We start from the raw sequence: 25,298 nt of genomic DNA on the forward strand, positions 1-25,298 counted from the left end.
TTGTTATAAGACGTTAATTACCAAACGTAGCAGACAACTTCGCCGCCGGCTTTGGACTGGCGAGCTTCCTTGTCGGTCATGACACCTTTGGAAGTGGAGATAATCGCGATACCCAAGCCGCCGAGGACACGAGGAATTTCATTGCTTTTCGTGTACACGCGAAGGCCTGGTTTACTGATTCTCTTAAGCCCAGAGATGACGCGTTCGTTGTTCGGGCCGTATTTCAGGAAAATACGGATGATCCCTTGTTTGTTGTCGTCGATATATTCAGCGTCACGGATGAAACCTTCACGCTTCAGGATCTCGGCGATTTGTTTCTTGATCGTGGACGCAGGCAGTTCAACCGTCTCGTGGCGCACCGTATTGGCGTTACGAATACGAGTAAGCATATCTGCAATTGGATCTGACATAGTCATACGTGTAAACCTCCTTCCCGTTGTTGATTAATTACCAGCTTGCTTTTTTCACGCCAGGAATCTGGCCTTTATAAGCTAATTCACGGAAGCAAATTCTGCAAATTTTGTACTTTTGCAATACCGAATGTGGGCGACCACAACGTTCACAACGGGTATAAGCCCGCACTTTGAATTTAGGTGTACGTTGTTGTTTAACTTTCATCGAAGTTTTAGCCACTTAGCCTGACACCTCCTAAATAGTTTCGGAGAAAATGGACCTTTACTTAGCAAACGGCATGCCGAGCTGCGTCAAGAGCTCGCGGGACTCTTCGTCGGTTTTCGCCGTCGTGACGATGACGATATCCATACCGCGCACTTTATCCACTTGATCGTATTCGATCTCCGGGAAAATCAGCTGCTCTTTCAGGCCCAGCGTATAGTTGCCGCGACCGTCGAATGCTTTCGTCGATACGCCGTGGAAGTCACGGACACGCGGAAGCGTTACGTTAAACAGTTTGTCGAGGAAATGATACATGCGTTCACCGCGAAGCGTTACCTTCACGCCGATCGGCATGTTCTCGCGCAGTTTGAAACCGGCGATCGATTTCTTCGCGCGGGTGATCACCGGCTTTTGACCCGCGATCAGTTGCATATCGTTTACTGCGGAATCAAGCACTTTAGAGTTCGCTACAGCGTCGCCAACACCCATGTTGATAACGACTTTCTCGATCTTCGGCACTTGCATTACCGTTGTATAGTTGAATTTTTGAACCAAAGCAGGTGTTACTTCGTTCAAAAAGCGTTCTTTCAATCTTGCTGCCATGAATCATGGACCTCCTTTCTTAACGTTACTGGATTAGTCGATTACTTCTCCGGATCTCTTCGCTACGCGAACTTTCTTGCCGTTGTCCAATACTTTGTAACCGATACGGGTTACTTTTCCGCTCTTCGGATCAACGTGCATGACGTTCGAAACGTGAATCGGAGCTTCTTTCTCGATGATGCCGCCTTGTGGGTTCAGTTGATTTGGTTTTTGATGTTTCTTAACCATGTTCACGCCTTCCACAAGCACGCGGTTTTCGCGAGGATAAGCGGCGATGACGCGGCCTTTTTTGCCTTTGTCTTTGCCGGAAATCACGATCACCGTGTCGTCCTTTTTGACGTGCAGCTTATTGTTATGAGATTCAAGAATCTTCTTCAGTCTAGGCACTTGGTTTACACCTCCTGTTAAATCGGGCTCCCCATTGAGTTACGGGGTGTTCTTAGATAACTTCCGGAGCCAAGGAAACGATCTTCATAAAGTCTTTGTCGCGAAGTTCGCGTGCAACCGGTCCGAAGATACGCGTTCCGCGCGGGCTCTTATCTTCTTTAACAACAACCGCTGCGTTCTCGTCGAATGCAATGTAGGAACCGTCTTTCCGACGAACCGAACGTTTCGTACGAACGACAACCGCTCTGACTACATCCCCTTTTTTGACAACGCCGCCTGGTGTTGCTTGTTTGACGGAACAAACGATCAGATCTCCGATTTGTGCCGTACGACGACCCGTACCACCCAAAACGCGGATACACATCAGTTCCTTCGCGCCGGAGTTGTCGGCAACCTGCAAACGTGTAAATGGTTGAATCATGGATATTTCCTCCTTTCGGTCTAAGCTACCGTGCTATTAAATGATAACCGCTTCTTCAACGACTTCAACGAGTCTCCAGCGTTTGTCTTTGGACAGCGGGCGAGTTTCGGCGATTTTGACGGTATCTCCGATTTTCGCGGTGTTGTTCTCGTCATGCGCTTTGAATTTTTTCGTGTATTTAATGCGCTTGTGGTACAAATCATGCTTCTTGTAGGTTTCTACAGCAACAACGATCGTTTTGTCCATCTTGTCGCTGACGACTTTACCAATTTGCACTTTACGGCTGTTACGTTCGCTCATGGTTAGCCTCCTTCCTGGACTTAGGCGCTTCGCTTCTTGCGCTTAGCGCTTCTTAACTGATAATCCCAAGTTCTCTTTCACGGATAACGGTTTTAGCACGAGCTATTTCCTTACGCACATCGCGGATCCGAGTCGGGTTATCGAGTTGGCCGGTAGCCAACTGAAAACGGAGGTTAAAGAGTTCCTCTTTAAAACCTGCGATTTTTTGTTCGATTTCTGCAGTGGTTAAGTTGCGAAGTTCATTAGCTTTCATTTGCTTCACCACCCAATTCTTCACGTTTCACAAACTTCGTTTTGATCGGCAGTTTGTGGGCGGCAAGACGCATAGCTTCGCGTGCGATTTCCTCCGATACCCCGGCAAGCTCAAACATGATTTTGCCCGGTTTCACAACTGCGACCCATTTCTCTACGTTACCTTTACCGCTACCCATCCGGACTTCAAGAGGCTTTTGAGTAATCGGCTTGTCAGGGAAAATCTTAATCCATACTTTACCGCCCCGTTTGATATAACGAGTCATCGCGATACGCGCTGCTTCGATTTGACGGTTCGTGATCCAAGTCGGCTCCAGAGCTTGCAGGCCGTATTCGCCGAAGTTCAGTTCGGTGCCGCCTTTCGCTTGGCCTCTCATATTCCCGCGTTGTTGCTTGCGGTGTTTTACGCGTTTTGGTACCAACATGATTAGTTGCCTCCTTCCTGAGCAGCTTGTTGTTTCTTAGCCGTAGGAAGAACCTCTCCACGATAGATCCATACTTTTACGCCGATGCGGCCATAAGTCGTATGCGCTTCTGCCGTACCGTAATCGATGTCGGCGCGGAGCGTATGAAGTGGAACAGTTCCTTCACTGTAGCCTTCCGTACGAGCAATTTCAGCACCGCCGAGACGACCGCTGACTGCCGTTTTGATCCCTTTAGCTCCCGAACGCATCGTTCTTTGAATCGCTTGTTTCAGCGCACGACGGAAAGAAACGCGACGTTCCAATTGTTGTGCGATGCTTTCAGCAACCAAAATTGCGTCAAGATCGGGGTGTTTGATTTCCGAAATGTTGATGTGAACTTTTTTGCCGCCTGCGATTTTCGTAATTTCACCGCGCAGGTTTTCCACTTCCGAACCGCCTTTACCGATAACCATGCCCGGCTTGGCTGTGTGGATCGTGACGTTCACACGATTCGCCGCTCTCTCGATCTCAATCCGAGATACCGCGGAGTCTTTCAGTTTATTTTTCAGGTATTCACGAATTTTTACGTCTTCCAGCAAAAGATCACCAAAATCTTTGCCTGCGTACCATTTGGATTCCCAATCACGGATAATCCCTACTCGTAATCCGACCGGATTTACCTTTTGGCCCACACGTTTTCCCTCCTTATTTTTCGGATACCACCAATGTAATGTGGCTGGTGCGTTTGTTGATCCGGCTAGCGCGTCCCATTGCCCGCGGACGGAAACGTTTCATCGTCGGGCCTTGGTTGACGTAGGCTTGCGTAATCACCAATTTATTTACATCCATAGAATAGTTATGTTCGGCATTGGCAATCGCCGAGTTCAACAGCTTCTCCACGATCGGGGAAGCCGCCTTTGGCGTATGGCGGAGAATCGCGATCGCGTCGCCGACTTGCTTACCGCGGATCAGGTCAACCACGAGTTGAGCTTTGCGGGGAGCAATACGAATCGATCTTGCATGTGCTTTAGCTTCCATGTAGTATTACCTCCTCTCAAACGAAGAACTTATCTTAATTAACGTCTCGTTTTCTTATCGTCATCCGTATGACCTTTGTAGGTCCGGGTTGGAGCAAATTCGCCCAGTTTATGTCCGACCATATCCTCGGTTACGTACACCGGTACGTGCTTGCGGCCGTCATAGACACCAAACGTATGACCAATGAATTGCGGATAGATCGTGGAGCGACGGGACCAGGTTTTGATCACGACCTTCTTGTTCGAAGCGCTCGCTTCCTCCACTTTCTTAAGCAGGTAACCGTCGATAAAAGGTCCCTTTTTCAGACTGCGACTCATTCATTTATCCTCCCTTCGCAATGCGCTGCAAGTTACGTTTCGTTCATGCCGCGAAGTGATCCGCATAATGCGGATTACTTCGTACGACGGCGAACGATATATTTATCAGAAGCTTTGCCTTTTTTACGCGTTTTGTAACCCAGGGTCGGTTTGCCCCAAGGAGACAACGGAGATTTACGGCCGATCGGAGCGCGACCTTCACCACCACCATGAGGGTGATCGTTCGGGTTCATGACGACACCGCGTACTTCCGGACGTTGTCCGAGCCAGCGGCTGCGTCCCGCTTTACCGATTTTGACGAGCTCATGGTCACCGTTACCTACGGAACCGATCGTCGCGCGGCAAACCTTCAGGACTTTACGAACTTCGCCGGAAGACAGGCGGATCGTTACGTATTTGTCCTCTTTACCGAGCAATTGAGCTTCCGTACCGGCAGCACGAACGAGTTGTCCGCCTTTGCCCGGCTTCAGCTCGATGTTGTGGATCACGGTACCTACCGGAATGTTCTCCAGCGGCATCGCGTTGCCGATTTTGATATCGGAACCCACGCCGGATTCGATCACGTCGCCCACTTTCAAGCCCTTCGGAGCGATGATGTAGCGTTTTTCGCCATCGGCATAATGGATCAAAGCGATGTTCGAAGTCCGGTTCGGATCGTATTCGATCGTAGCAACGCGGCCTGGAATTCCATCTTTGTTCCGTTTGAAGTCGATGATGCGGTATTTACGTTTATGTCCGCCGCCGTGGTGACGAACAGTGATTTTACCTTGGTTGTTGCGGCCGGCCGTTTTGCTCAGCGGCGCAAGCAAAGATTTCTCCGGCTGATCCGTCGTAATTTCTTCGAAGGTCGATACGCTCATGGCGCGTCTTGCCGGGGATGTCGGTTTGTACTTTTTGATTGGCACGAGATTTCCCTCCTTACTTTAAACGATTTTATACCGATTCAAAGAACTGAAGCGGCTTGCTGTCCGCAGTCAATGTAACAAAAGCTTTCTTCCATTCGGGAGTGTATCCGGAGTAGCGTCCGTAACGTTTCAGCTTCCCGGGAACACGCAGGGTGTTGACGTTCTTTACCTTCACACCGAAGATCGATTCTACAGCTTGCTTGATTTCGGTTTTGTTGGCGCGAATATCAACCTCGAAAACGTATTTCAGGTCGTTCATATATTCGGTCGAACGTTCCGTAATCACCGGGCGTTTGATAATATCGCGAGGATCTTTCATTACGCGAGCACCTCCTCTACCTTCTGAACTGCTTCTTTCGTAATGATCAGTTTGTCGTGCGTCAGCACGTCAAGAACATTAATGCCGTCTGCCGCTACGAACTTCACGCCTGGGATGTTGCGCGCGGAAAGCGCCAAGTTGTCGTCATAGCTAGGAGCTACGACCAAAGCTTTGCGTTCCACTTTCAGATTGTTCAAGATCGCCGCGAATTCCTTCGTTTTCGGAGCGTTCATCGCAAGAGCATCCAATACGATGATGTCCTGATCGATCACTTTCGACGAAAGCGCCGATTTGATCGCCAAACGACGAACTTTCTTCGGCAGTTTGTAGGAATAGCTGCGCGGAGTCGGTCCGAATACCGTGCCGCCGCCTTTCCATTGAGGAGCGCGGATCGAACCTTGACGCGCACGGCCCGTACCTTTTTGTTTCCAAGGCTTGCGGCCGCCGCCGCGAACTTCGGAGCGTCCTTTGACTTTATGCGTACCGAAACGCAGGGAAGCGCGCTGCATGACTACAGCTTCATGAAGGACATGCGTGTTCGGCTCAATTCCGAATACGGCATCGTTCAATTCCACTTCGCCCACTTGGCTACCGCTAATATTGAAAAGTGCTACTTTTGGCATTTGTTGTTCCTCCTTTCTTGAGGGCTAATTATTTCTTAATGGTTTGTTTGATTTTGACGAAGCTGTTTTTAGGACCCGGAATCGAGCCTTTAACCAGCAGTACGTTGCGTTCCGCATCAACGCGGATAACTTCAAGGTTTTGGATCGTTACGGTTTCGCTGCCCATATGTCCTGGAAGGCGTTTGCCTTTCGGAACGCGGTTCGCTTGGATGGAACCCATCGAACCCGGTCTGCGATGGTAACGGGAACCGTGAGCCATCGGGCCGCGGCTTTGTCCCCAGCGTTTAATCACGCCTTGGAACCCTTTACCTTTCGAAATACCCGTTACGTCAACAAATTCGCCTTCAGCAAAAATATCGACTTTGACCTCTTGGCCAACCTCGTATCCTGCCAAATCAACACCGCGAATTTCGCGAACGTAGCGCTTAGGCGTTGCGCCTGCTTTCTTCGCATGCCCAACTTCCGGTTTGTTTGCTCTCGCTTCCTTCTTATCGGCATAGCCGATTTGGATCGCTTCATAGCCGTCATTCTCCAGGTCTTTCTTCTGCAGAACCACGTTAGAGCTTGCCTCAATAACCGTTACGGGAATCACGTTCCCTTCCGGAGTAAACACTTGAGTCATTCCAAGTTTTTTTCCTAAGATACCTTTCATGTTGACACCTCTTTTCCTTTCCTAGTTACCTTACAATAGTAGGTATTACAATTTGATTTCGATATCTACACCGGACGGCAGGTCCAAGCGCATCAAGGCATCCACAGTTTGTGGAGTCGGGTTCACAATGTCGATCAGACGTTTGTGCGTCCGTTGTTCGAATTGCTCCCGGGAATCCTTGTACTTGTGTACCGCACGGAGAATAGTAATCACTTGTTTCTCGGTTGGCAACGGAATCGGCCCGGATACGCCAGCACCCGAACGTTTTGCCGTTTCAACGATTTTCTCTGCGGATTGATCAAGAATTCTGTGGTCGTAAGCTTTCAAACGAATACGAATTTTTTGCTTTGCCATTTTAGTCCCTCCTTCTATCGCCCAATTTAGTATCGGACATACTCCGTGAAAATTTTCTGACCGCCCTCCCATGGCAAAGGGGCCGGGTGTGTCAGTAACCTCTCACATCATCGCAACGTCACAGAACAACATTCACTATTATATAGAAAAGGTAGGCGGAATGCAAGCATAAAATCTAAAGGTTCCGCTTGCCATCCCGCCTGCCGCGGACGGCACAAAAAAAGCGTGCTCCCTCTTCTATGGATCAGATCCCGGAGAATATAGGTCTCGCCTTGATGTCCCATACGCTCCCTTTGCACGATTATCCCTTTCATTCAGGGGAAGCCTAGGCCCGAAATGAGGCGAGCTCTCCTCCAGTTTTCAGGCAATCTGATTCAAGGGGATAATCCTGCAAAGTATCCGGCCGGTGTGTCGATCTTCGTTTAAATAGAAAGGAGCTGCTCTCCGAAACCGGAGGGCAGCTCCTTTCTTAAGGCTGCAAAGCCTTCTTATTTGTTGATGGTAACAACGGCACCGGATCCAACAGTACGGCCGCCTTCGCGGATGGAGAAGCGAGTTCCTTCTTCGATCGCGATCGGGGAGATCAGTTGAACGGTAACTTCGATGTTGTCGCCAGGCATAACCATTTCAGTACCTTCTGGCAGGTTGATGATGCCAGTTACGTCCGTTGTACGGAAGTAGAACTGAGGACGGTAGCCGGAGAAGAACGGCTTATGGCGTCCGCCTTCTTCTTTGGTCAATACGTATACTTGAGCGGTAAACTCGGTATGCGGATTAACGGAAGCCGGTTTAGCCAATACTTGACCGCGTTCGATTTCTTTACGGTCAACGCCGCGGAGCAATGCGCCGATGTTGTCGCCCGCTTGAGCGGAATCGAGCAATTTACGGAACATTTCAACGCCGGTAACGACGGATTTCTTCGTTTCTTCAACGATACCCACGATTTCGATTTCGTCGCCGACTTTAACCGTACCGCGTTCAACACGGCCGGTAGCAACCGTACCGCGGCCCGTGATCGAGAATACGTCCTCGACAGGCATCAGGAACGGTTTGTCAACCGGACGCTCTGGAAGCGGGATGTACTCGTCGATGATTTCGAACATTTCAACGATTTTCTTAGCCCATTCGCCATCAGGGTTTTGCAGAGCTTCACGAGCGGAACCGCGGATGATTGGAGTGTCGTCGCCCGGGAACTCATATTCGTTCAGCAGGTCGCGAACTTCCATTTCAACCAGTTCAAGCAACTCTTCGTCTTCAACCATGTCGCATTTGTTCAGGAATACGACGATGTAAGGAACGCCTACGTTACGGGACAACAGGATGTGCTCGCGAGTTTGCGGCATTGGGCCGTCAGCTGCGGATACAACCAGGATTGCGCCGTCCATTTGAGCCGCGCCGGTGATCATGTTTTTAACATAGTCGGCGTGCCCTGGGCAGTCAACGTGTGCGTAGTGGCGGTTGTTGGTTTCATACTCAACGTGAGCCGTCGAGATCGTGATCCCGCGTTCGCGTTCTTCCGGAGCTTTGTCGATTTGGTCGAATGCTACGGCTGCGCCGCCGTATGTTTTGGACAATACAGTCGTGATGGCTGCAGTCAGAGTTGTTTTACCATGGTCGACGTGACCAATCGTACCGATATTAACGTGCGGTTTTGTACGTTCGTATTTAGCCTTTGCCATTTTAAACAGTTCCTCCTTAAAATATGGATTGTTATGTGTGACCGTTCGGAAGAACGGATCCTCCGACCGGTAAATACATTAGATTATTCTCCGCCTTTATGCTTGGACACGATTTCCTCAGCAATGGTCTTCGGAACTTCTTCGTAGTGAGAAAGTTCCATCGAGAACACGCCGCGTCCTTGCGTACCGGAACGAAGCGTTGTCGAGTAACCGAACATTTCGGAGAGAGGCACTTTCGCACGGATAATTTGCGCCCCACCGCGGGAATCCATACCTTCGATACGGCCACGGCGAGAATTCAGCATACCCATAACGTCACCCATGTACTCCTCAGGCACCGTTACTTCAACTTTCATGATCGGCTCGAGCAGAACCGGTTGACACTTCTCTTTGGCCGCTTTCAGGGCCATCGAGCCGGCGATCTTAAACGCCATTTCACTGGAGTCGACGTCATGGTAAGAACCGTCGACGATCGTCGCCTTCACGTCAACGACCGGGAAGCCGGCAAGAACACCGTTCTGCATCGCTTCTTCGATCCCTTGTTGTGCAGGGGCGATATATTCTCTCGGTACGGCACCGCCGACGATTTTGCTGTCGAATTGGTTGCCCGTTCCCGGCTCCAGCGGTTCGAATTCAACCCAAACGTGACCGTATTGACCACGGCCGCCGGATTGGCGAACGAACTTACCTTCAACGCGAGCAGGTGCTCTGAACGTTTCGCGATAAGCAACCTGAGGTTTACCAACGTTCGTCTCCACTTTGAATTCGCGGCGCATCCGATCGATGATGATATCGAGGTGAAGCTCACCCATACCCGCAAGGATCGTTTGTCCCGTTTCTTCGTCCGTATGAGCGCGAAGCGTCGGATCTTCTTCCGTCAGTTTGCCGAGAGCAACGCCCATTTTGTCCTGGTCGGCTTTCGTCTTAGGTTCAACGGCGATTTCGATAACCGGATCAGGGAAGTTCATCGATTCGAGAATAACCGGAGACTTCTCATCACACAGTGTATCACCCGTGCCGGTATCTTTCAAACCTACAGCGGCAGCGATGTCACCAGCGTAGACTTCGCTGATTTCCTGACGGCTGTTGGCGTGCATTTGAAGAATACGGCCGATCCGTTCGCGTTTGCCTTTCGTTGCATTCAGCACGTAGGAACCGGATTGCAAAATACCGGAGTATACGCGGAAGAACGTCAGCTTACCAACGTAAGGGTCAGTCATGATCTTAAATGCAAGCGCCGCGAACGGCTCTTCGTCGGAAGAGTGACGTTCCACTTCCGTACCGTCCTCCAAGTGACCTTGGATACTTGGTACGTCAACCGGAGCTGGCAAGTAGTCGATAACGGCGTCCAGCATGAGCTGAACCCCTTTGTTACGGTAGGAAGAACCGCAGATGACAGGGAAGATTTTTACTTCGCAAACGCCTTTGCGAAGCGCCGCTTTCAGTTCCTCAACGCTGATTTCCTCACCTTCGAGGTATTTCATCGTTAATTCTTCATCCAGCTCGGCAACCTTCTCTACCAACTCCGCACGAAGTTCTTCAACTTGTGCAGTGAATTCTGCAGGGATTTCTACCTCATCGATTTGTTGTCCCAGATCGTCTCTGTACATATACGCTTTTTGAGCGATGATGTCGATAATCCCGACAAAATCGTTTTCCGCACCGATCGGCAATTGGATCGCAACGGCATTCGCTTGCAGACGCTCGCGCATATCTTTGACAACGTTCAGGTAATCGGCACCGATGATATCCATTTTGTTGACATAAGCGATCCGAGGAACGCCATAGCGGTCAGCTTGTCTCCAAACGGTTTCAGACTGCGGCTCAACGCCTTCTTTAGCACTGAACACGCCTACAGCCCCGTCCAATACACGCAGGGAACGTTCGACTTCAACGGTGAAGTCGACGTGTCCCGGGGTATCGATGATATTTACGCGGTGACCTTTCCATTGAGCGGTCGTCGCAGCGGACGTAATCGTGATTCCGCGCTCTTGTTCTTGTTCCATCCAGTCCATCGTCGCAGCACCCTCGTGAACTTCCCCGATTTTGTGCGTACGGCCCGTGTAGAACAAGATCCGTTCCGTCGTGGTTGTCTTACCGGCGTCAATATGCGCCATGATCCCGATATTACGTGTATTTTTCAAGGAGAACTCTCTTGCCATGAATCTGTCTCCCTTCAAAATATAAATTTTGAAATACGGGCGTTATCCTACCAACGGTAGTGCGCGAACGCTTTGTTCGCTTCCGCCATTTTGTGCGTATCTTCGCGTTTCTTTACGGAAGCGCCTGTGTTGTTGGATGCGTCGATGATCTCGGCAGCCAAACGCTCTTCCATCGTTTTCTCACCGCGGTTGCGGGAGTAGTTTACGAGCCAACGTAATCCCAAGGATGTACGTCTCTCTGGTTTAACCTCGATCGGAACCTGGTAGTTTGCACCGCCGACACGGCGAGCTTTAACTTCCAGTACAGGCATGATATTCTTGATCGCCGCTTCAAACACTTCCATAGGGTCGTTCCCCGTGCGCTCTTGAATGATGTTGAACGCATTGTACAGAATGCTTTGAGCAACGCCGCGTTTACCGTCAAGCATGATGCGGTTGATCAAGCGAGTAACCAATTTGCTGTTATACACTGGATCTGGCAACACGTCTCTTTTCGTAACTGGACCTTTGCGTGGCATAGTTTGTTATCCCCCTTTCAGCAATAATTCAAACCTTTAGTAGTAGTAGTTCAAAAACCATCTTTTGATCACGATGTACATCATGATGCAGTTTCGACTTCGAATCTTGAATTCAGCCGAGCCTTCCGTTGCTCACGTAGATCTATCTACGCTCCGCTACTCAGTCCCTAGCTTCATCCAACCTTCTCGGTGCTGAAAAGCCGGTTTTTGAACTTCCATTTAAACTCCAAGCGATCTTAAGACTTCTTCGCTTTCGGACGTTTCGCGCCGTATTTGGAACGAGCTTGCATCCGGTTGTTAACCCCAGCGGTGTCCAAAGCTCCGCGTACGATATGGTAACGTACACCCGGAAGGTCTTTGACCCGGCCGCCACGAATCAGCACAACGCTGTGCTCTTGCAGGTTGTGACCGATCCCTGGAATGTAAGCCGTCACCTCTACACGGTTCGTCAAACGAACACGGGCATATTTACGAAGTGCGGAGTTCGGTTTCTTCGGAGTCATTGTACCTACACGAGTGCAGACGCCGCGTTTTTGCGGGGAGCTCAGATCCGTAGCCTCGCGTTTCAGAGCGTTGAACCCTCTTTGCAGCGCTGGCGATTTGGATTTGTACACCTTATCTTGGCGTCCCTTACGTACTAATTGGTTAATTGTTGGCATGTTGTTGCCACCCCCTTCCTCAGAATTCAAATCTTTTTACAAACCTCTTGATTAAGCCCACAGACCCAGGCGGTTCATAAAAGAACAAAGGAAATGTTTTTGCCAAGGAGTTCCCCTCATTAGCAAAAACATTTTCGATCAACTATGACTTTACGATCGCAGCCATCGCCGCTCCCACTTCAATCCCGCAAGCCTTGCCGAGATTGGCCATCGTATCCACATAAGTGACCTTGACGGCATGTTGGTTGCATAAGGCGACGATCCTTGACGTAAGACGCGGATCTGCATTCTCAGCAACATAAACTTCCTCGGCCCGTCCAAGTTCGACCATTCGCATGGTTTGTTTGGTGCCGATCTTCACCGGTGCGTCCCGTAGTCCTTTATCATTAGACATTCGCATTGTCCTCCAAAGCACAGGGTGTACACGAACTCACGCACTTTGATATATTATCACTCCGGATAGGCGATGTCAAGCAGATTATTGAGAGCTGATTATTGACAGCTGATTATTGAAAAGGAATCTTCATTCATATCTTATTAGAATAGCTCTCATTTCTCTCTAAATCTGGATTTTTCATAATTAAAAGGAATGCTTGTCCCAACGACCACATCTTCGATCTTATCGATAATCAGCCAATCGTCCATATTGCCTTGATGGTCAAAGGCGTGAGGCGGATCGATTCTCTGCACGTCTTCGAATTCTACAAGGCATAAACACTTTTTGCGCCATCGCTCTTTTTGCTTCTCGGTTAAGTTTAACTTGCTTTGATTGTCGCTTAACGTTTTTACAATTTCATCTTCTGTCAGCTTTACATAGTTTTGAACGGTTTTTACCGTGGCAAGTGCAGTAATAAGTGCTGATCCCTTCTCCATAAAATAAATGGTTTCCCCTTCATGCACTCGGCTATGCGGAATTTTACGGCCAGCCGCACCTCTTACAATCATTGTTTTTGTTCCGGACAGAATTTTATCCAGTACACGCTCACCCAATTTTCCCGCATTATCACAGTACACCAAATGTACCATACTTTTTCACTCCTCACTTCCATAACCTATTGCATTTTCTTCACGACTGGAAGCCATATTTCGGATCGGTAATCCGCAGCTTGTTGATCCCCGTTGGTGTATACCTCAACATCCGGGGCATCGGCATATTCATAGCCGGAGGTGGGAAGCCACTCGGTAATAATCCGTCTTTGCAAATCCTGCATAGTATGAGGCAGCGGTCCAACACACTCAAAGATCGCCCAAATCCCTGCCGGAACGATCGTCTCACACATGCCCTCCTGTGCAGGTAAATTGGTAGCTGCAGCAATGTAATAGTCCATTTTTTCTCCGTTCATACAAGTACTGACGCCCAGGATACTGAAAGGAGGCTGATTCATCATTTTCACGAGCCTCATAAGACTTCCATCCTGCGTTACCTGTTGCCAGAGTTGAGGGATCTTAGCAAAATTCTCCTCCAGGTTTACATCCATGCTTTCTTTTACGCCTACGATACGAAATGCCTCTTTCTTCTCAATCCTGTATTTCATTTCCGTCTCTCCCTTAATTGAAACTGAGATGCGAATCCTTGGAAATGCCTTGAGCGGCGCGCCCTCGGTACGTGCAGCGGAGGGGGCAATGCCATGCAGAGTCTGAAATGCCCGATTAAAGGAGGTCGGAGAGTCGTAGCCATATTTCAGCGCCAGATCAATAATCTTGATGTTGCTAGTCTGCAAATCAAAGGCGGCGGCTGTCATCCTTCTCCTGCGAATATATTCGGATAAGGGAATGCCTGCTATGTAAGAGAACATTCGTTGAAAATGAAATGATGAGCAACAGGCAATTTGCGCTATTTTCTCAAAACCGATCTCCCCATCCAAATTGTCTTCGATATAATCGAGTGCTTGATTCAAACGTCCAATCCAATCCATTCTTTTCGCTCCCATTTTCAATTTTAGTGTTCGCTCTTTCGTACTGCCTCGCATTCTCTGTTCGAAAATGCGAGTTCAACCGTAGATCTCCATCCAATGCCACGACGGCATCCTTCGGCTTGCTCACAAATAAGCTTTCCAGTCCCATAAAAGCTCGGCGTCCCAGCTGTTGTACCTTCTTCGCCTCTTGGAGGTGCATCAGCCTGACTGAAATTTCTTGCCCCGTGTTCGTAGGCATATACCATCCTTCACTTCAAAATATGGATATGAACTATAGTTAACTTATATAGCCATCACCCGGCCTGTCTATTAGCTTATTCTCGAACAGCTTCGAAAATGAAAAAAGCCGCAAAAGCTTCGACGTTTTGTCAAAGCTCTGCGGCATTCAGTTTGTTACCTACTCAACGGACACAGGTTCCAGGTTCTCTTCATTTGTCTCCTGATCCTCCGGCTCTTCGAATTGAATGTTGCGGTAGCGATTCATGCCGGTACCGGCAGGAATCAGCTTACCGATGATGACATTCTCTTTCAAGCCGAGCAGCTTATCGACTTTGCCTTTGATGGCGGCGTCGGTAAGCACCCGCGTCGTTTCCTGGAAGGAAGCGGCGGACAGGAAGGAGTCGGTTTCCAGCGACGCTTTCGTAATCCCGAGCAGAACCGGTTTGGCAACCGCCGGCTCTTTACCGGACAAGATCGCGTCCTTGTTGGCGACTTCGTATTCATGCAGGTCGACGAAAGAGCCCGGCAGGAGCGGCGTATCGCCGGCATCCACGATCCGAATCTTGCGCAGCATCTGGCGGATCATGACCTCAACGTGCTTGTCGTTGATTTCTACGCCTTGGTTCCGATATACGCGTTGCACTTCCTGCAGAATATAGTTCTGCACGCCGCGAATCCCTTTGATGCGCAAAATTTCTTTCGGGTCGATCGAACCGTCGGTCAGCTCGTCGCCGGCTTCGATCTCGTCACCTTCGCTGACGCGCAGGCGCGAACCGTAAGTGACGGAATAAACCTTCGTTTCCGCTTCGCCTTGGACCTCGATTTCGCGACGGTCCTTGGCTTCGCGAATTTCCTTGATTACGCCGTCGATCTCACTGATCGTCGCTTGGCCCTTCGGATTCCGGGCTTCGAACAGCTCTTGAATCCGCGGAAGACCTTGGGTAATATCGTCACCCGCAACGCCCCCGGTATGGAACGTACGCATGGTGAGCTGGGTTCCCGGTTCGCCGATCGATTGGGCCGCGATGATGCCGACGGCTTCCCCGATCTCCACATGCTTCCCGGTCGCCAGGTTGCGTCCGTAGCACTTCTTGCACACGCCATGACGAGCGCGGCAACTGAGCACGGAACGGATTTGCAGCTTGGTGATGCCCGCGTCCACGATTTCATGCGCTTTATCGGAGTCGATCAATTCATTGCGATGAATGATGATCTCGCCCGTTTGCGGATGCTTGATCGTTTCGAACGAGTAACGCCCTTCGATCCGGTCGTACAGATCCTCGATAACCTCTTTGCCATCCTGGATCACGCTGACGGTAAAGCCTTTGTCCGTACCGCAATCTTCCTCGCGGACGATGACGTCCTGGGCCACGTCGACAAGCCGGCGCGTCAGGTAACCGGAGTCGGCGGTCCGCAGTGCGGTATCGGCCAGACCTTTCCGCGCGCCGTGCGTCGACAGGAAGTACTCAAGGACGGTCAGGCCTTCGCGGAAGTTCGATTTGATCGGCAGCTCGATGATCCGGCCCGCCGGGTTGGCCATCAGGCCCCGCATACCGCCCAACTGGGTGATCTGCGATTTGTTACCGCGCGCCTTGGAGTCAACCATGAGCATGATGGAATTGTAGCGGTCCATCGATTTCATAAGCACGTCGGTAATTTGGTCCTTACATTTGGACCAGATATCGATAACGCGGTCATAACGTTCTTCGTTCGTAATCAAACCGCGCCGGTATTGATTGGTGACGACGCGCACCTTCTCGTCGGAATCGTGCAGGATGTCCTGCTTCTCTTTCGGCACGATAACGTCCGCTACCGCGATACTTACGCCCGCGCGAGTCGAGTACGTAAAGCCGGTTTGCTTGATTCTGTCCAAAATGACGGAGGTTTCCGTCGTATGGTAGATTTCGAAGCAGCGGCCGATAATTTCGCCAAGGTATTCCTTGCCCACACCGCCTGCTTGCGGTGCGGCCATAATGCGTTCCACAATGTTCGCGCCCTTCTCATGAATGAAGTAATGATCCGGGGTGCCTTGGAACAGGTTGACGCGCGTTGGTTCATTAATATACGGGAAGCTGGCCGGGAAAATCTCATTGAAAATGATTTTACCTACGGTCGTGACCAGCAAAGCGTTCTGCTGCGCTTCCGTAAAGCTGGTTTTGCCCAGCGCTTTCGCCGGAATGGCGACCCGCGCATGCAACGAGGCCGTTCCGCGTTGATAAGCCGATACCGCTTCGTTGACCGAAGACAGAATCATGCCGGAACCTTTGGCTTCCTTGTTATCCATGGTCAGATAGTAGGAGCCGAGGACCATGTCCTGCGAAGGCGTAACGACCGGCTTGCCGTCTTTCGGGTTCAAAATGTTGCCGGAGGCCAGCATCAGGATGCGGGCTTCCGCCTGAGCTTCCGCGGACAACGGCACGTGAACGGCCATTTGGTCACCGTCGAAGTCGGCGTTGTACGCCGTACATACGAGCGGATGCAGACGGATGGCGCGGCCTTCCACCAGGATCGGCTCGAACGCCTGAATCCCAAGACGGTGAAGCGTAGGTGCACGGTTCAACAATACCGGGTGCTCCTTAATGACTTCCTCTAGCACGTCCCAGACTTCCGGGCTGACGCGTTCGACTTTGCGTTTTGCACTCTTGATGTTGTGCGCCAGGCCTTTGTTAACCAGCTCTTTCATCACGAAAGGCTTGAACAGCTCCAGCGCCATTTCCTTCGGCAGGCCGCATTGGTACATTTTCAGGTACGGACCTACGACGATAACGGAACGACCGGAGTAGTCAACCCGTTTCCCCAGCAGGTTTTGCCGGAACCGCCCTTGTTTCCCTTTGAGCATATGGCTCAAGGACTTCAAAGGACGGTTGCCCGGGCCCGTAACCGGACGACCGCGGCGGCCGTTGTCGATCAGGGCGTCAACGGCTTCCTGCAACATGCGTTTCTCGTTTTGCACAATGATATCCGGCGCGCCCAGATCAAGCAGACGTTTCAACCGGTTGTTCCGGTTGATGACGCGGCGGTACAAATCGTTCAAGTCGGACGTCGCAAAGCGGCCGCCATCGAGCTGAACCATCGGACGCAGCTCCGGCGGAATGACCGGGAGCACGTCGAGGATCATCCACTCCGGCTCGTTGCCGGAGCTTTTGAACGCTTCGATGACCTCCAAACGTTTGATCGCGCGGTTGCGGCGTTGGCCTTGGGCCGTGCGCAATTCTTCCTTCAGGAAATCAAGCTCTTTGTCGATGTCGAGATCCTGGAGCAGCTTCTTCACCGCTTCCGCACCCATGCCGGCCTGGAACCCGTAACCGTATTTCTCGCGGTAGCTGCGGTACTCCTTCTCGGACAATAGCTGCTTTTTCTCCAGCGGCGTTTCGCCTGGATCCGTTACGACATAAGATGCAAAATAAATGATCTCTTCCAGGGAACGCGGAGACATGTCGAGCGCAAGGCCCATCCGGCTCGGGATCCCTTTGAAGTACCAAATGTGGGATACCGGCGCTGCCAGCTCGATATGCCCCATCCGTTCGCGGCGCACTTTAGCGCGAGTGACCTCAACGCCGCAGCGGTCGCAGACGACGCCTTTGTAGCGAACGCGTTTATATTTACCGCAATGGCATTCCCAGTCTTTGGTCGGGCCGAAAATCTTTTCGCAGAACAACCCTTCCTTCTCCGGTTTCAGCGTGCGGTAGTTGATCGTTTCCGGTTTCTTTACTTCTCCGCGGGACCAAGAACGAATTTTATCTGGGGAAGCAAGCCCAATTTTCATAAACTCGAAGTTGTTGACGTCCAACAAGGAGCATCCCTCCTTAACCAAGTCCTGATTTGACTGTATAACGCTCTATTCTGCGCCGACTTCCGCGCCTTCCAGATTGAGACTGAGCTTGTCGCCCGAGGCATCGTCCTCGTCGTCGATCTCTTTCATCTCGATCTCTTCTTCGTTTTCGGTCAGGATCTTGACGTCCATCCCCAAGCTTTGCAGCTCCTTGATCAAGACCTTAAACGATTCAGGCACGCCCGGTTCAGGCACGTTTTCTCCCTTGACGATGGATTCGTAGGTTTTCACCCGGCCGACCACGTCGTCCGATTTGACGGTAAGAATCTCTTGCAGCGTATAGGCGGCGCCGTAAGCTTCCAGCGCCCACACTTCCATCTCCCCGAACCGCTGGCCGCCGAACTGAGCTTTACCGCCCAGCGGCTGCTGCGTAACAAGCGAGTAAGGACCCGTCGAACGGGCATGGATTTTATCGTCAACCATGTGTGCGAGTTTGATCATATGCATGACCCCGACGGTAACTTCGCGTTCAAACGGTTCGCCCGTCCGGCCGTCGTAAAGAACCGTTTTGCCGTTACGCTGCATGCCGGCTTCTTCCATCGTGTCGAACACGTCTTCTTCGTTGGCGCCGTCGAATACCGGCGTTGCCACGTGAATGCCCATTTGCAATGCGGCCATCCCCAGATGGATTTCCAGCACCTGCCCGATATTCATCCGCGAAGGTACGCCCAGCGGATTCAGGACAACCTGTACCGGCGTTCCGTCCGGCATGAACGGCATATCTTCCTCCGGCAAAATGCGAGCCACGACCCCTTTGTTACCATGGCGTCCGGCCATTTTGTCGCCTTCGGAGATTTTCCGTTTTTGCGCAATATATACGCGAACGAGCTGGTTTACGCCCGGCGGCAATTCGTCGCCGTTATCGCGGGTAAACACCTTCACGTCAACAACGATCCCGTCGGTACCGTGCGGTACGCGCAGGGAGGTGTCGCGGACTTCGCGGGCTTTCTCCCCGAAGATGGCGTGCAGCAGGCGTTCTTCGGCCGTCAATTCGGTTACGCCCTTCGGCGTGACTTTGCCGACCAGGATATCGCCGGCGGCGATCTCCGCACCGACGCGGATAATGCCGCGTTCATCCAAGTTGCGCAGCGCTTCTTCGCCGACGTTCGGGATATCGCGGGTAATTTCTTCCGGTCCCAACTTCGTGTCGCGGGCTTCGGATTCGTATTCCTCGATGTGGATCGAAGTATATACGTCTTCCTTCACCAGCTTCTCGCTCAGCAGGATCGCATCCTCGTAGTTGTAACCTTCCCAAGTCATGAAGGCGACGACCACGTTGCGGCCCAGTGCCAATTCGCCCATTTCCGTCGAAGGACCGTCGGCCAGGATGTCGCCTTTCTTAACGACGTCGCCCCGCTTCACGATCGGACGTTGGTTAATGCAGGTTCCTTGGTTAGAACGCATAAATTTGTGCAATTTATATTTAACCAGGTCGCCTTTGACTTCCTTGCCGTCCACAACCTCAACGCGGCGGAGCCAAATTTGGTTCGCTTCCGACCGTTCGATGATCCCGTCATATTTCGAAACGATGCAGACACCGGAGTCCTTGGCCGCTTTATGCTCCATGCCGGTACCGACGAGCGGCGCCTTCGGAATGAGCAGCGGAACGGCCTGACGCTGCATGTTCGAGCCCATGAGCGCACGGTTCGAGTCATCGTTCTCCAAGAACGGAATCAGCGCCGTCGCGACGGATACGACCTGCTTCGGCGAAATATCCATGTAGTCCACCCGGTTGCTCGGCATGGTCAGGATGTTATCCGACTGCTTGTTGTAACGAACGATAACCGATTCGTCTTCGAACTTATTCTCTTCCGTCAGCTTCGCGTTCGCCTGCGCGATGATATAGTTGTCTTCTTCATCGGCCGTCAGATAAGCGACTTGATCGGTCACCGTCCCCGTCTTCGGATCAACCCAGCGATACGGCGCTTCGATGAAGCCGTACTCGTTGATCCGCGCAAACGTCGACAAGGAGTTGATCAAACCGATGTTCGGACCTTCCGGCGTTTCGATCGGACACATCCGTCCGTAGTGGGACGGGTGAACGTCACGCACTTCCATGCCGGCGCGTTCCCGAGTCAGACCGCCCGGACCCAGTGCGGACAAACGACGTTTGTGCGTCAGTTCGGCCAGCGGGTTGGTCTGATCCATGAACTGGGACAACTGCGAACTGCCGAAGAACTCTTTGATCGACGCGATCACCGGACGGATATTGATCAGCGCCTGCGGCGTGATCACATTGGCGTCCTGGATCGACATTCTTTCGCGCACGACGCGTTCCATCCGGGACAAGCCGATGCGGAATTGGTTCTGCAGCAGCTCACCGACCGAACGCAGACGACGGTTGCCGAGATGGTCGATATCGTCCGTGCTGCCGATGCCGTGCAGCAAATTGATAAAATAGCTGATCGAAGAAATAATATCAGCAGGGGTGATATGCTTCACCGATTTATCGATGTTGCGGTTCGCGATCACTTTGACCACTTTGCCGTCTTCGATCGGCGAGAACACGTCGATGGTTTGCAGCGGCACGTCATCCGCGTCAAGCACGCCGCCGGCAACATGGTAGTTCTTGAAGCCAACGTTGCTCTCGAGGTGAGGCAAAATCTCGTCCAACAGACGGCGGTCTACCATTTGGCCGGCTTCGGCGATAATTTCGCCCGTGCTCGTGTCGATCAGCGTCTCGGCGAGACGTTGATTGAACAAGCGATTCTTGATGTGCAGCTTCTTATTGATTTTGTAACGGCCGACATTGGCCAGGTCGTAACGTTTGGGATCGAAGAAGCGGGCTACGAGCAGGCTCTTCGCATTCTCCAGGGTGGGCGGCTCGCCCGGACGCAGACGTTCGTAGATTTCGATCAGCGCTTTCTCCGTCGAATCCGTATTGTCTTTGTCGAGCGTATTGCGAATATACTCGTCGTTGCCGAGCAGATCCAAAATTTCCGCGTCCGACCCGAAGCCGAGCGCGCGCAACAGCACGGTCACCGGAATTTTGCGGGTACGGTCGATCCGCACGTAAATAATATCCTTCGCATCCGTCTCCAACTCGAGCCAAGCGCCGCGGTTCGGAATTACGGTTGCGGTATACATTTTCTTACCGTTCTTATCCACTTTCGTACTGAAATAGACGCTAGGAGAGCGAACCAACTGGCTGACAATAACCCGTTCCGCACCGTTAATAATGAACGTACCGGTTTCGGTCATCAGCGGGAAATCTCCCATGAATACTTCCTGCTCTTTGACTTCGCCGGTTTCCTTATTAATAAGCCGGACTTTGACCCGAAGCGGCGCCGCATAGGTAACGTCGCGTTCCTTCGCGTCATCCACCGTATACTTCGGTTCGCCCAGGCTGTAATCGATAAACTCCAACACCAGATTTCCGGTGAAATCCTGAATCGGCGAGATATCCTGGAACATTTCCCGAAGGCCTTCTTCCAAGAACCACTCATAGGATTTCTGTTGGATTTCGATCAGGTTCGGTACTTCGAGTATCTCGCTAATTCGCGCATAACTACGCCGAGTGCGTCGACCATATTGAACAAGATGTCCTGCCAACTTAAACTCACCCCTCATGTCTACTCACTTTAAAAATACATTGCGAACCCGTGTTTGTGCCCTTATAATAGGACCATACGGATTCATCCACAAATAAAGAAAAGCCCTTATCGAATGCTTTCGAAAAAAGAGCACCATTTATCCGTGTCTGTTTCTGCTCTGATGTCCCCGTATTTATTAGTTTATCCAAAATGTGCATATTATACGTAAAACGACACATTTTTATGCATTGTTTTCGCAAAACTATTGACATTTCACTAAACTAAAGCCACCGAGGGCATCTTAATGCTGACATTTTATAATAATAACATATCGGTTTTGTCAAGTCAACCTTAGGTTTGTTTGGCCTGAATTTATAACAATCCGCGAAATTCCGCTTAGCCTTTGACCGCTTTATAGATGCGATACCCCTTATCCTTTGTCACTTCCTGCACCCGGAAAAATAGCGACTCCAACTTTTCCTTGGCCGATGGCGCGCCTTGTTTCTTCTGAATAACCACCCAAAGCGAACCGCCCGTACGCAGACGTTCATAAGCGCCTTCGAAGATGGCATGAACCGTGGCTTTGCCGGCGCGAATCGGCGGATTGGTCAACACGACGTCAAACCTCCGATCCCCAACGGCCGCGAACAAGTCGCTTTCCATAATGGTTACGTTGTTCACGTCGTTGGCCGCTGCATTTTCTTTGGCCAATGCCACGGCACGAGAGTTGACGTCGATCATCATGACATGCCCCCGGCTGGCCAGCTTGGCCGCCGCAAGCCCGATCGGCCCGTACCCGCAGCCCACATCAAGCACTTCGGCATCCTCCGGAATGTCCATTGCTTCGATTAAAGTCCGACTCCCGAAATCAACGCCCCCTTTGGCAAATACGCCTGCGTCGCTGACGAAGCGGAAGGCTTGTCCCCGCAGCATAGCGTCCCAGGTTTTTCGATCGTGCGCCGCAGCGGGTTGGCTTGTGTAGTAGTGATCCGACATGTTTCTTTGTTTCCCTCCATCACGTCTAGTGTTCCACCCATTTCCTTGCCCCTTATTATATCCATTCCCGCAGGAGGATGTAAGGGGGATAGGCAACAAACCCCTTGAATCAAGTTCAAGGGGTTTGTTATAGGGGAAGTAGCGATTACTTCACTTCTACAGTTGCGCCTGCTTCTTCCAATTTTGCTTTTACGCCGTCCGCTTCTTCTTTGCCCACTTTTTCTTTCAGTGGTTTTGGTGCGTTGTCAACCAGGTCTTTGGCTTCTTTCAAGCCGAGGCCCGTGATTTCGCGAACCACTTTGATCACGTTGATTTTGGATGCGCCAGCGTTGGTCAAGATAACGTCGAATTCCGTTTGCTCTTCAGCCGCTGCACCGCCGCCGCCGCCGCCAGCTACAACAACCGGAGCTGCTGCAGTTACGCCGAATTCTTCTTCGATTGCTTTAACGAGATCGTTCAGTTCCAGAACGGTCATACCTTTGATCGCTTCCAAGATGGTTTCTTTACTCATGGTAGAACCTCCATTATATAATAGTTTATTTTTTGCGAATCAGATGACTTGTTTCCGCAAGACTAACTTATGCGCTTGCTTCTTCTTTCTCGGCAACGGCTTTGACAGCCAGTGCGAAGTTGCGCACCGGTGCTTGAAGCACGCTGAGGAGCATCGAAAGGAGACCTTCGCGGGACGGAAGATCCGCCAGCGCTTTGATCTGGTCGACGCCGACAACCCGGCCTTCAACCACGCCACCTTTCACTTTCAGGGCATCGTTCTTCTTGGCGAATTCGCTCAAGATTTTGGCTGGAGCCACTGCATCTTCCGCGCTGAACGCGATGGCCGTAGGTCCGGTCAACACTTCATCCAGCTCGGTCAATTCCGCAGCAGCCGTAGCGCGGCGAACGAGCGTATTCTTCAGCACTTGGAATTCCACGCCAGCTTCACGAAGCTGTTTGCGGAGTTCGGTAACTTGAGCAACATTAAGTCCGCGGTAGTCCGCAACGACGGTCGTTGCGCTTTCGCGCAATTTCGACGTTACCACATCAACGGCTTCTTGTTTTGCTTGAATGACTTTTGCGTTTGCCAAACTGCACACCTCCTATTAGATTCATGAGCCTAAAGCCACTTACGCAAGGCATTGAAAAAAGCCTTCGCAGATTCACGAAGGCTTGACGGATCATCTGTACGCAGCAAAGCTGCGTGCATTGACGTTCTATCACAACACCTCGGTAGGAAATTAAGCCTTGCGGCACCTACTGTCTACGGTAAGCATATTCTTATTTAAGTCTCGTATAATACAACTGTTACAGTATACCAAAGGGAAAACTTTCGTGTCAATCCCCGGTCCGCAAAAAGCGGAAGGCATTATCTGTAAGCGGCCGTATTCACGCGAGCGCTTGGGCCCATGGTCGAAGAAATCGCGATATTCTTCAAGTAAACACCTTTGGCAGCGGCCGGTTTAGCCCGGTTCAATGCGTCGATGAGAGCTTTGAGGTTCTCATTCAATTGTTCGGAAGTAAACGATACTTTACCGATCGGCGCATGGATTTGGCCCGCTTTGTCCAGACGGTACTCGATTTTACCGGCTTTGATTTCTTGAACGGCTTTAGCTACGTCAAACGTAACCGTGCCCGCTTTCGGGTTAGGCATCAGGCCTTTACCGCCGAGCAGACGGCCGAGTTTACCAACTTCGCTCATCATGTCCGGTGTAGCTACGCAGACATCGAACTCGAACCAGCCTTGTTGGATTTTGTTGATCATGTCTTGATCGCCGACGAAGTCCGCTCCGGCCGCTTCCGCTTCCTTCGCTTTCTCGCCTTTGGCGAATACCAATACGCGTTGGGTTTTGCCCGTGCCATGCGGCAGGACAACGACGCCACGAACGGCTTGGTCTTGTTTACGAGGGTCTACGCCCAAACGAACTGCAGCTTCAACGGTTTCGTCGAATTTCGCAGTCGCCGCCTTCTTCACCAGTTCAACGGCTTCGGAAGGCTCATATGTCGCTTCGCTGTCAATCAGCTTAGCGGCTTCCAGGTATTTCTTACCGTGTTTAGCCATGAATTCGTCCTCCTATGTGGTATTAGCGGAAATTCCTCCCACTTACGTTCCAAGATTAGTCTTGGATCGCGATGCCCATGCTGCGAGCGGTACCTTCGACCATGCGCATAGCCGCTTCAACGGATGCTGCGTTCAGGTCAGGCATTTTTTGCTCCGCGATTTGACGAACGGTGTCGCGCTTCACGGTAGCCACTTTCTTCTTGTTCGGTTCGCCGGAACCTTTCTCGATCTTCGCTGCGACGCGAAGCAGAACGGCCGCCGGAGGAGTTTTGGTGATGAATGTAAAAGAACGGTCTTCAAACACCGAAATTTCAACCGGAATGATCAAACCTGCTTGATCGGCGGTACGTGCATTGAATTCCTTACAGAATGCCATGATGTTGACACCCGCTTGACCCAGCGCCGGACCTACCGGAGGTGCAGGGTTCGCTTTACCCGCAGGAATTTGCAGTTTTACCACCTTGATAACTTTTTTCGCCATGTAAAACACCTCCTTGCCCTAATAGTGGTAGACGGAACCCTTCGGCTCCTCCCACTTTGA

General features: G+C 51.3%; 30 protein-coding genes and 1 other annotated feature. All 30 genes read right to left on the reverse strand.

Translation table 11 applies throughout. The annotated features are described in order from the left end of the window. Positions 1 to 17: 17 nt before the first annotated feature. Entirely contained in the window at positions 18 to 416 is a 399-nt protein-coding gene (rpsH, locus tag ACZF99_RS23210; protein ID WP_036619532.1) for a 30S ribosomal protein S8, read from the reverse strand. A 31-nt stretch (positions 417 to 447) separates the two neighbouring features. After that, positions 448 to 633: a type Z 30S ribosomal protein S14 gene (locus tag ACZF99_RS23215; RefSeq protein ID WP_009226651.1), complete on the reverse strand. Its 186-nt coding sequence runs from the start codon at positions 631 to 633 to the stop codon at positions 448 to 450. Between the two features lie 42 nt (positions 634 to 675). Then, positions 676 to 1,218: a 50S ribosomal protein L5 gene (gene rplE, locus ACZF99_RS23220; RefSeq protein WP_059040327.1), complete on the reverse strand. Its 543-nt coding sequence runs from the start codon at positions 1,216 to 1,218 to the stop codon at positions 676 to 678. Positions 1,219 to 1,251: 33 nt separating this feature from the next. Then, complete coding sequence (gene rplX / locus ACZF99_RS23225; RefSeq protein WP_009226649.1) at positions 1,252 to 1,605, reverse strand: 50S ribosomal protein L24; 354 nt, start codon at positions 1,603 to 1,605, stop codon at positions 1,252 to 1,254. A gap of 52 nt (positions 1,606 to 1,657) precedes the next feature. After that, complete coding sequence (gene rplN, locus ACZF99_RS23230; protein WP_009226648.1) at positions 1,658 to 2,026, reverse strand: 50S ribosomal protein L14; 369 nt, start codon at positions 2,024 to 2,026, stop codon at positions 1,658 to 1,660. 36 nt (positions 2,027 to 2,062) lie between these two features. Further along, positions 2,063 to 2,326, reverse strand: coding sequence for a 30S ribosomal protein S17 (rpsQ, locus tag ACZF99_RS23235; RefSeq protein ID WP_036619522.1), 264 nt, complete (start codon positions 2,324 to 2,326; stop codon positions 2,063 to 2,065). Between the two features lie 52 nt (positions 2,327 to 2,378). Then, positions 2,379 to 2,579: a 50S ribosomal protein L29 gene (gene rpmC / locus ACZF99_RS23240; RefSeq protein ID WP_018753986.1), complete on the reverse strand. Its 201-nt coding sequence runs from the start codon at positions 2,577 to 2,579 to the stop codon at positions 2,379 to 2,381. Further along, on the reverse strand, positions 2,569 to 3,003 hold the full coding sequence (rplP, locus tag ACZF99_RS23245) for a 50S ribosomal protein L16 (protein WP_059040326.1): 435 nt from the start codon (positions 3,001 to 3,003) through the stop codon (positions 2,569 to 2,571). Before rplP ends, rpmC begins: the two co-directional genes overlap by 11 nt. A 2-nt stretch (positions 3,004 to 3,005) precedes the next feature. Continuing rightward, positions 3,006 to 3,674 (reverse strand): 30S ribosomal protein S3, encoded by a 669-nt coding sequence (gene rpsC, locus ACZF99_RS23250; protein ID WP_483607279.1) that lies wholly within the window; start codon positions 3,672 to 3,674, stop codon positions 3,006 to 3,008. 13 nt (positions 3,675 to 3,687) lie between these two features. Next, entirely contained in the window at positions 3,688 to 4,020 is a 333-nt protein-coding gene (rplV, locus tag ACZF99_RS23255) for a 50S ribosomal protein L22 (protein WP_009226643.1), read from the reverse strand. Between the two features lie 38 nt (positions 4,021 to 4,058). After that, on the reverse strand, positions 4,059 to 4,337 hold the full coding sequence (gene rpsS, locus ACZF99_RS23260; RefSeq protein ID WP_059040324.1) for a 30S ribosomal protein S19: 279 nt from the start codon (positions 4,335 to 4,337) through the stop codon (positions 4,059 to 4,061). Positions 4,338 to 4,411: 74 nt separating this feature from the next. After that, entirely contained in the window at positions 4,412 to 5,242 is an 831-nt protein-coding gene (rplB, locus tag ACZF99_RS23265; protein ID WP_483607280.1) for a 50S ribosomal protein L2, read from the reverse strand. Positions 5,243 to 5,270: 28 nt separating this feature from the next. Continuing rightward, entirely contained in the window at positions 5,271 to 5,561 is a 291-nt protein-coding gene (gene rplW / locus ACZF99_RS23270) for a 50S ribosomal protein L23 (protein WP_036619513.1), read from the reverse strand. Further along, positions 5,561 to 6,184 carry a 50S ribosomal protein L4 gene (rplD, locus tag ACZF99_RS23275; protein WP_068783689.1) on the reverse strand — a complete coding sequence of 208 codons (624 nt, stop codon included), beginning with the start codon at positions 6,182 to 6,184 and terminating at the stop codon, positions 5,561 to 5,563. The genes rplW and rplD overlap by 1 nt, the downstream gene beginning before the upstream one ends. A gap of 28 nt (positions 6,185 to 6,212) precedes the next feature. Next, entirely contained in the window at positions 6,213 to 6,836 is a 624-nt protein-coding gene (rplC, locus tag ACZF99_RS23280) for a 50S ribosomal protein L3 (protein WP_483607281.1), read from the reverse strand. A gap of 45 nt (positions 6,837 to 6,881) precedes the next feature. After that, the gene (gene rpsJ, locus ACZF99_RS23285) at positions 6,882 to 7,190 is read right to left on the reverse strand and encodes a 30S ribosomal protein S10 (protein WP_009226637.1); all 309 of its coding nucleotides are present in this window, start codon (positions 7,188 to 7,190) and stop codon (positions 6,882 to 6,884) included. A gap of 488 nt (positions 7,191 to 7,678) precedes the next feature. Then, the gene (gene tuf / locus ACZF99_RS23290; RefSeq protein ID WP_483607282.1) at positions 7,679 to 8,869 is read right to left on the reverse strand and encodes an elongation factor Tu; all 1,191 of its coding nucleotides are present in this window, start codon (positions 8,867 to 8,869) and stop codon (positions 7,679 to 7,681) included. Between the two features lie 83 nt (positions 8,870 to 8,952). Beyond that, on the reverse strand, positions 8,953 to 11,031 hold the full coding sequence (gene fusA / locus ACZF99_RS23295) for an elongation factor G (protein WP_483607283.1): 2,079 nt from the start codon (positions 11,029 to 11,031) through the stop codon (positions 8,953 to 8,955). 47 nt (positions 11,032 to 11,078) lie between these two features. Then, complete coding sequence (gene rpsG / locus ACZF99_RS23300; RefSeq protein ID WP_046680956.1) at positions 11,079 to 11,549, reverse strand: 30S ribosomal protein S7; 471 nt, start codon at positions 11,547 to 11,549, stop codon at positions 11,079 to 11,081. Positions 11,550 to 11,785: 236 nt separating this feature from the next. Next, the gene (rpsL, locus tag ACZF99_RS23305; protein ID WP_018753998.1) at positions 11,786 to 12,208 is read right to left on the reverse strand and encodes a 30S ribosomal protein S12; all 423 of its coding nucleotides are present in this window, start codon (positions 12,206 to 12,208) and stop codon (positions 11,786 to 11,788) included. A 142-nt stretch (positions 12,209 to 12,350) separates the two neighbouring features. Further along, the gene (locus tag ACZF99_RS23310) at positions 12,351 to 12,602 is read right to left on the reverse strand and encodes a ribosomal L7Ae/L30e/S12e/Gadd45 family protein (protein WP_240269703.1); all 252 of its coding nucleotides are present in this window, start codon (positions 12,600 to 12,602) and stop codon (positions 12,351 to 12,353) included. Positions 12,603 to 12,757: 155 nt separating this feature from the next. After that, on the reverse strand, positions 12,758 to 13,234 hold the full coding sequence (locus tag ACZF99_RS23315; protein ID WP_483607284.1) for a hypothetical protein: 477 nt from the start codon (positions 13,232 to 13,234) through the stop codon (positions 12,758 to 12,760). A 26-nt stretch (positions 13,235 to 13,260) separates the two neighbouring features. Beyond that, a complete protein-coding gene (locus tag ACZF99_RS23320; RefSeq protein WP_483607285.1) occupies positions 13,261 to 14,124 on the reverse strand; it encodes an AraC family transcriptional regulator in 864 nt (287 codons plus the stop codon). Positions 14,125 to 14,521: 397 nt separating this feature from the next. Beyond that, positions 14,522 to 18,136 (reverse strand): DNA-directed RNA polymerase subunit beta', encoded by a 3,615-nt coding sequence (rpoC, locus tag ACZF99_RS23325; RefSeq protein WP_483607286.1) that lies wholly within the window; start codon positions 18,134 to 18,136, stop codon positions 14,522 to 14,524. Between the two features lie 45 nt (positions 18,137 to 18,181). Beyond that, positions 18,182 to 21,727, reverse strand: a complete 3,546-nt coding sequence (gene rpoB / locus ACZF99_RS23330; protein ID WP_483607287.1) for a DNA-directed RNA polymerase subunit beta — start codon at positions 21,725 to 21,727, stop codon at positions 18,182 to 18,184. A 377-nt stretch (positions 21,728 to 22,104) separates the two neighbouring features. Next, on the reverse strand, positions 22,105 to 22,704 hold the full coding sequence (locus tag ACZF99_RS23335) for a class I SAM-dependent methyltransferase (RefSeq protein WP_483607288.1): 600 nt from the start codon (positions 22,702 to 22,704) through the stop codon (positions 22,105 to 22,107). 145 nt (positions 22,705 to 22,849) lie between these two features. Beyond that, a complete protein-coding gene (gene rplL, locus ACZF99_RS23340) occupies positions 22,850 to 23,215 on the reverse strand; it encodes a 50S ribosomal protein L7/L12 (RefSeq protein ID WP_483607289.1) in 366 nt (121 codons plus the stop codon). 67 nt (positions 23,216 to 23,282) lie between these two features. Beyond that, positions 23,283 to 23,786, reverse strand: coding sequence for a 50S ribosomal protein L10 (rplJ, locus tag ACZF99_RS23345; protein ID WP_483607290.1), 504 nt, complete (start codon positions 23,784 to 23,786; stop codon positions 23,283 to 23,285). A gap of 44 nt (positions 23,787 to 23,830) precedes the next feature. Next, positions 23,831 to 23,983 (reverse strand) — a sequence feature (ribosomal protein L10 leader region). Positions 23,984 to 24,064: 81 nt separating this feature from the next. Further along, entirely contained in the window at positions 24,065 to 24,757 is a 693-nt protein-coding gene (gene rplA / locus ACZF99_RS23350; protein ID WP_483607291.1) for a 50S ribosomal protein L1, read from the reverse strand. A gap of 55 nt (positions 24,758 to 24,812) precedes the next feature. Then, positions 24,813 to 25,238 (reverse strand): 50S ribosomal protein L11, encoded by a 426-nt coding sequence (gene rplK, locus ACZF99_RS23355; RefSeq protein WP_036646403.1) that lies wholly within the window; start codon positions 25,236 to 25,238, stop codon positions 24,813 to 24,815. Positions 25,239 to 25,298 lie beyond the last annotated feature (60 nt).

Source organism: Paenibacillus sp. JL3B1040 (genome assembly GCF_057063165.1).

What these genes read in the sequence shown, in the direction of transcription:
- rpsH (WP_036619532.1), bottom strand. Translation starts at nt 416, where the DNA reads ATGACTATGTCAGATCCAATTGCAGATATGCTTACTCGTATTCGTAAC.
- rplD (WP_068783689.1), bottom strand. Translation starts at nt 6,184, where the DNA reads ATGCCAAAAGTAGCACTTTTCAATATTAGCGGTAGCCAAGTGGGCGAA.
- rpsQ (WP_036619522.1), bottom strand. Translation starts at nt 2,326, where the DNA reads ATGAGCGAACGTAACAGCCGTAAAGTGCAAATTGGTAAAGTCGTCAGC.
- tuf (WP_483607282.1), bottom strand. Translation starts at nt 8,869, where the DNA reads ATGGCAAAGGCTAAATACGAACGTACAAAACCGCACGTTAATATCGGT.
- ACZF99_RS23320 (WP_483607285.1), bottom strand. Translation starts at nt 14,124, where the DNA reads ATGGATTGGATTGGACGTTTGAATCAAGCACTCGATTATATCGAAGAC.
- rpsG (WP_046680956.1), bottom strand. Translation starts at nt 11,549, where the DNA reads ATGCCACGCAAAGGTCCAGTTACGAAAAGAGACGTGTTGCCAGATCCA.
- rplW (WP_036619513.1), bottom strand. Translation starts at nt 5,561, where the DNA reads ATGAAAGATCCTCGCGATATTATCAAACGCCCGGTGATTACGGAACGT.
- rpsL (WP_018753998.1), bottom strand. Translation starts at nt 12,208, where the DNA reads ATGCCAACAATTAACCAATTAGTACGTAAGGGACGCCAAGATAAGGTG.
- rplK (WP_036646403.1), bottom strand. Translation starts at nt 25,238, where the DNA reads ATGGCGAAAAAAGTTATCAAGGTGGTAAAACTGCAAATTCCTGCGGGT.
- fusA (WP_483607283.1), bottom strand. Translation starts at nt 11,031, where the DNA reads ATGGCAAGAGAGTTCTCCTTGAAAAATACACGTAATATCGGGATCATG.
- rpsJ (WP_009226637.1), bottom strand. Translation starts at nt 7,190, where the DNA reads ATGGCAAAGCAAAAAATTCGTATTCGTTTGAAAGCTTACGACCACAGA.
- ACZF99_RS23335 (WP_483607288.1), bottom strand. Translation starts at nt 22,704, where the DNA reads ATGTCGGATCACTACTACACAAGCCAACCCGCTGCGGCGCACGATCGA.
- rplE (WP_059040327.1), bottom strand. Translation starts at nt 1,218, where the DNA reads ATGGCAGCAAGATTGAAAGAACGCTTTTTGAACGAAGTAACACCTGCT.
- rplP (WP_059040326.1), bottom strand. Translation starts at nt 3,003, where the DNA reads ATGTTGGTACCAAAACGCGTAAAACACCGCAAGCAACAACGCGGGAAT.
- rplV (WP_009226643.1), bottom strand. Translation starts at nt 4,020, where the DNA reads ATGGAAGCTAAAGCACATGCAAGATCGATTCGTATTGCTCCCCGCAAA.
- rplC (WP_483607281.1), bottom strand. Translation starts at nt 6,836, where the DNA reads ATGAAAGGTATCTTAGGAAAAAAACTTGGAATGACTCAAGTGTTTACT.
- ACZF99_RS23310 (WP_240269703.1), bottom strand. Translation starts at nt 12,602, where the DNA reads ATGTCTAATGATAAAGGACTACGGGACGCACCGGTGAAGATCGGCACC.
- rpsS (WP_059040324.1), bottom strand. Translation starts at nt 4,337, where the DNA reads ATGAGTCGCAGTCTGAAAAAGGGACCTTTTATCGACGGTTACCTGCTT.
- rplL (WP_483607289.1), bottom strand. Translation starts at nt 23,215, where the DNA reads ATGAGTAAAGAAACCATCTTGGAAGCGATCAAAGGTATGACCGTTCTG.
- rplA (WP_483607291.1), bottom strand. Translation starts at nt 24,757, where the DNA reads ATGGCTAAACACGGTAAGAAATACCTGGAAGCCGCTAAGCTGATTGAC.
- rplN (WP_009226648.1), bottom strand. Translation starts at nt 2,026, where the DNA reads ATGATTCAACCATTTACACGTTTGCAGGTTGCCGACAACTCCGGCGCG.
- rpmC (WP_018753986.1), bottom strand. Translation starts at nt 2,579, where the DNA reads ATGAAAGCTAATGAACTTCGCAACTTAACCACTGCAGAAATCGAACAA.
- ACZF99_RS23315 (WP_483607284.1), bottom strand. Translation starts at nt 13,234, where the DNA reads ATGGTACATTTGGTGTACTGTGATAATGCGGGAAAATTGGGTGAGCGT.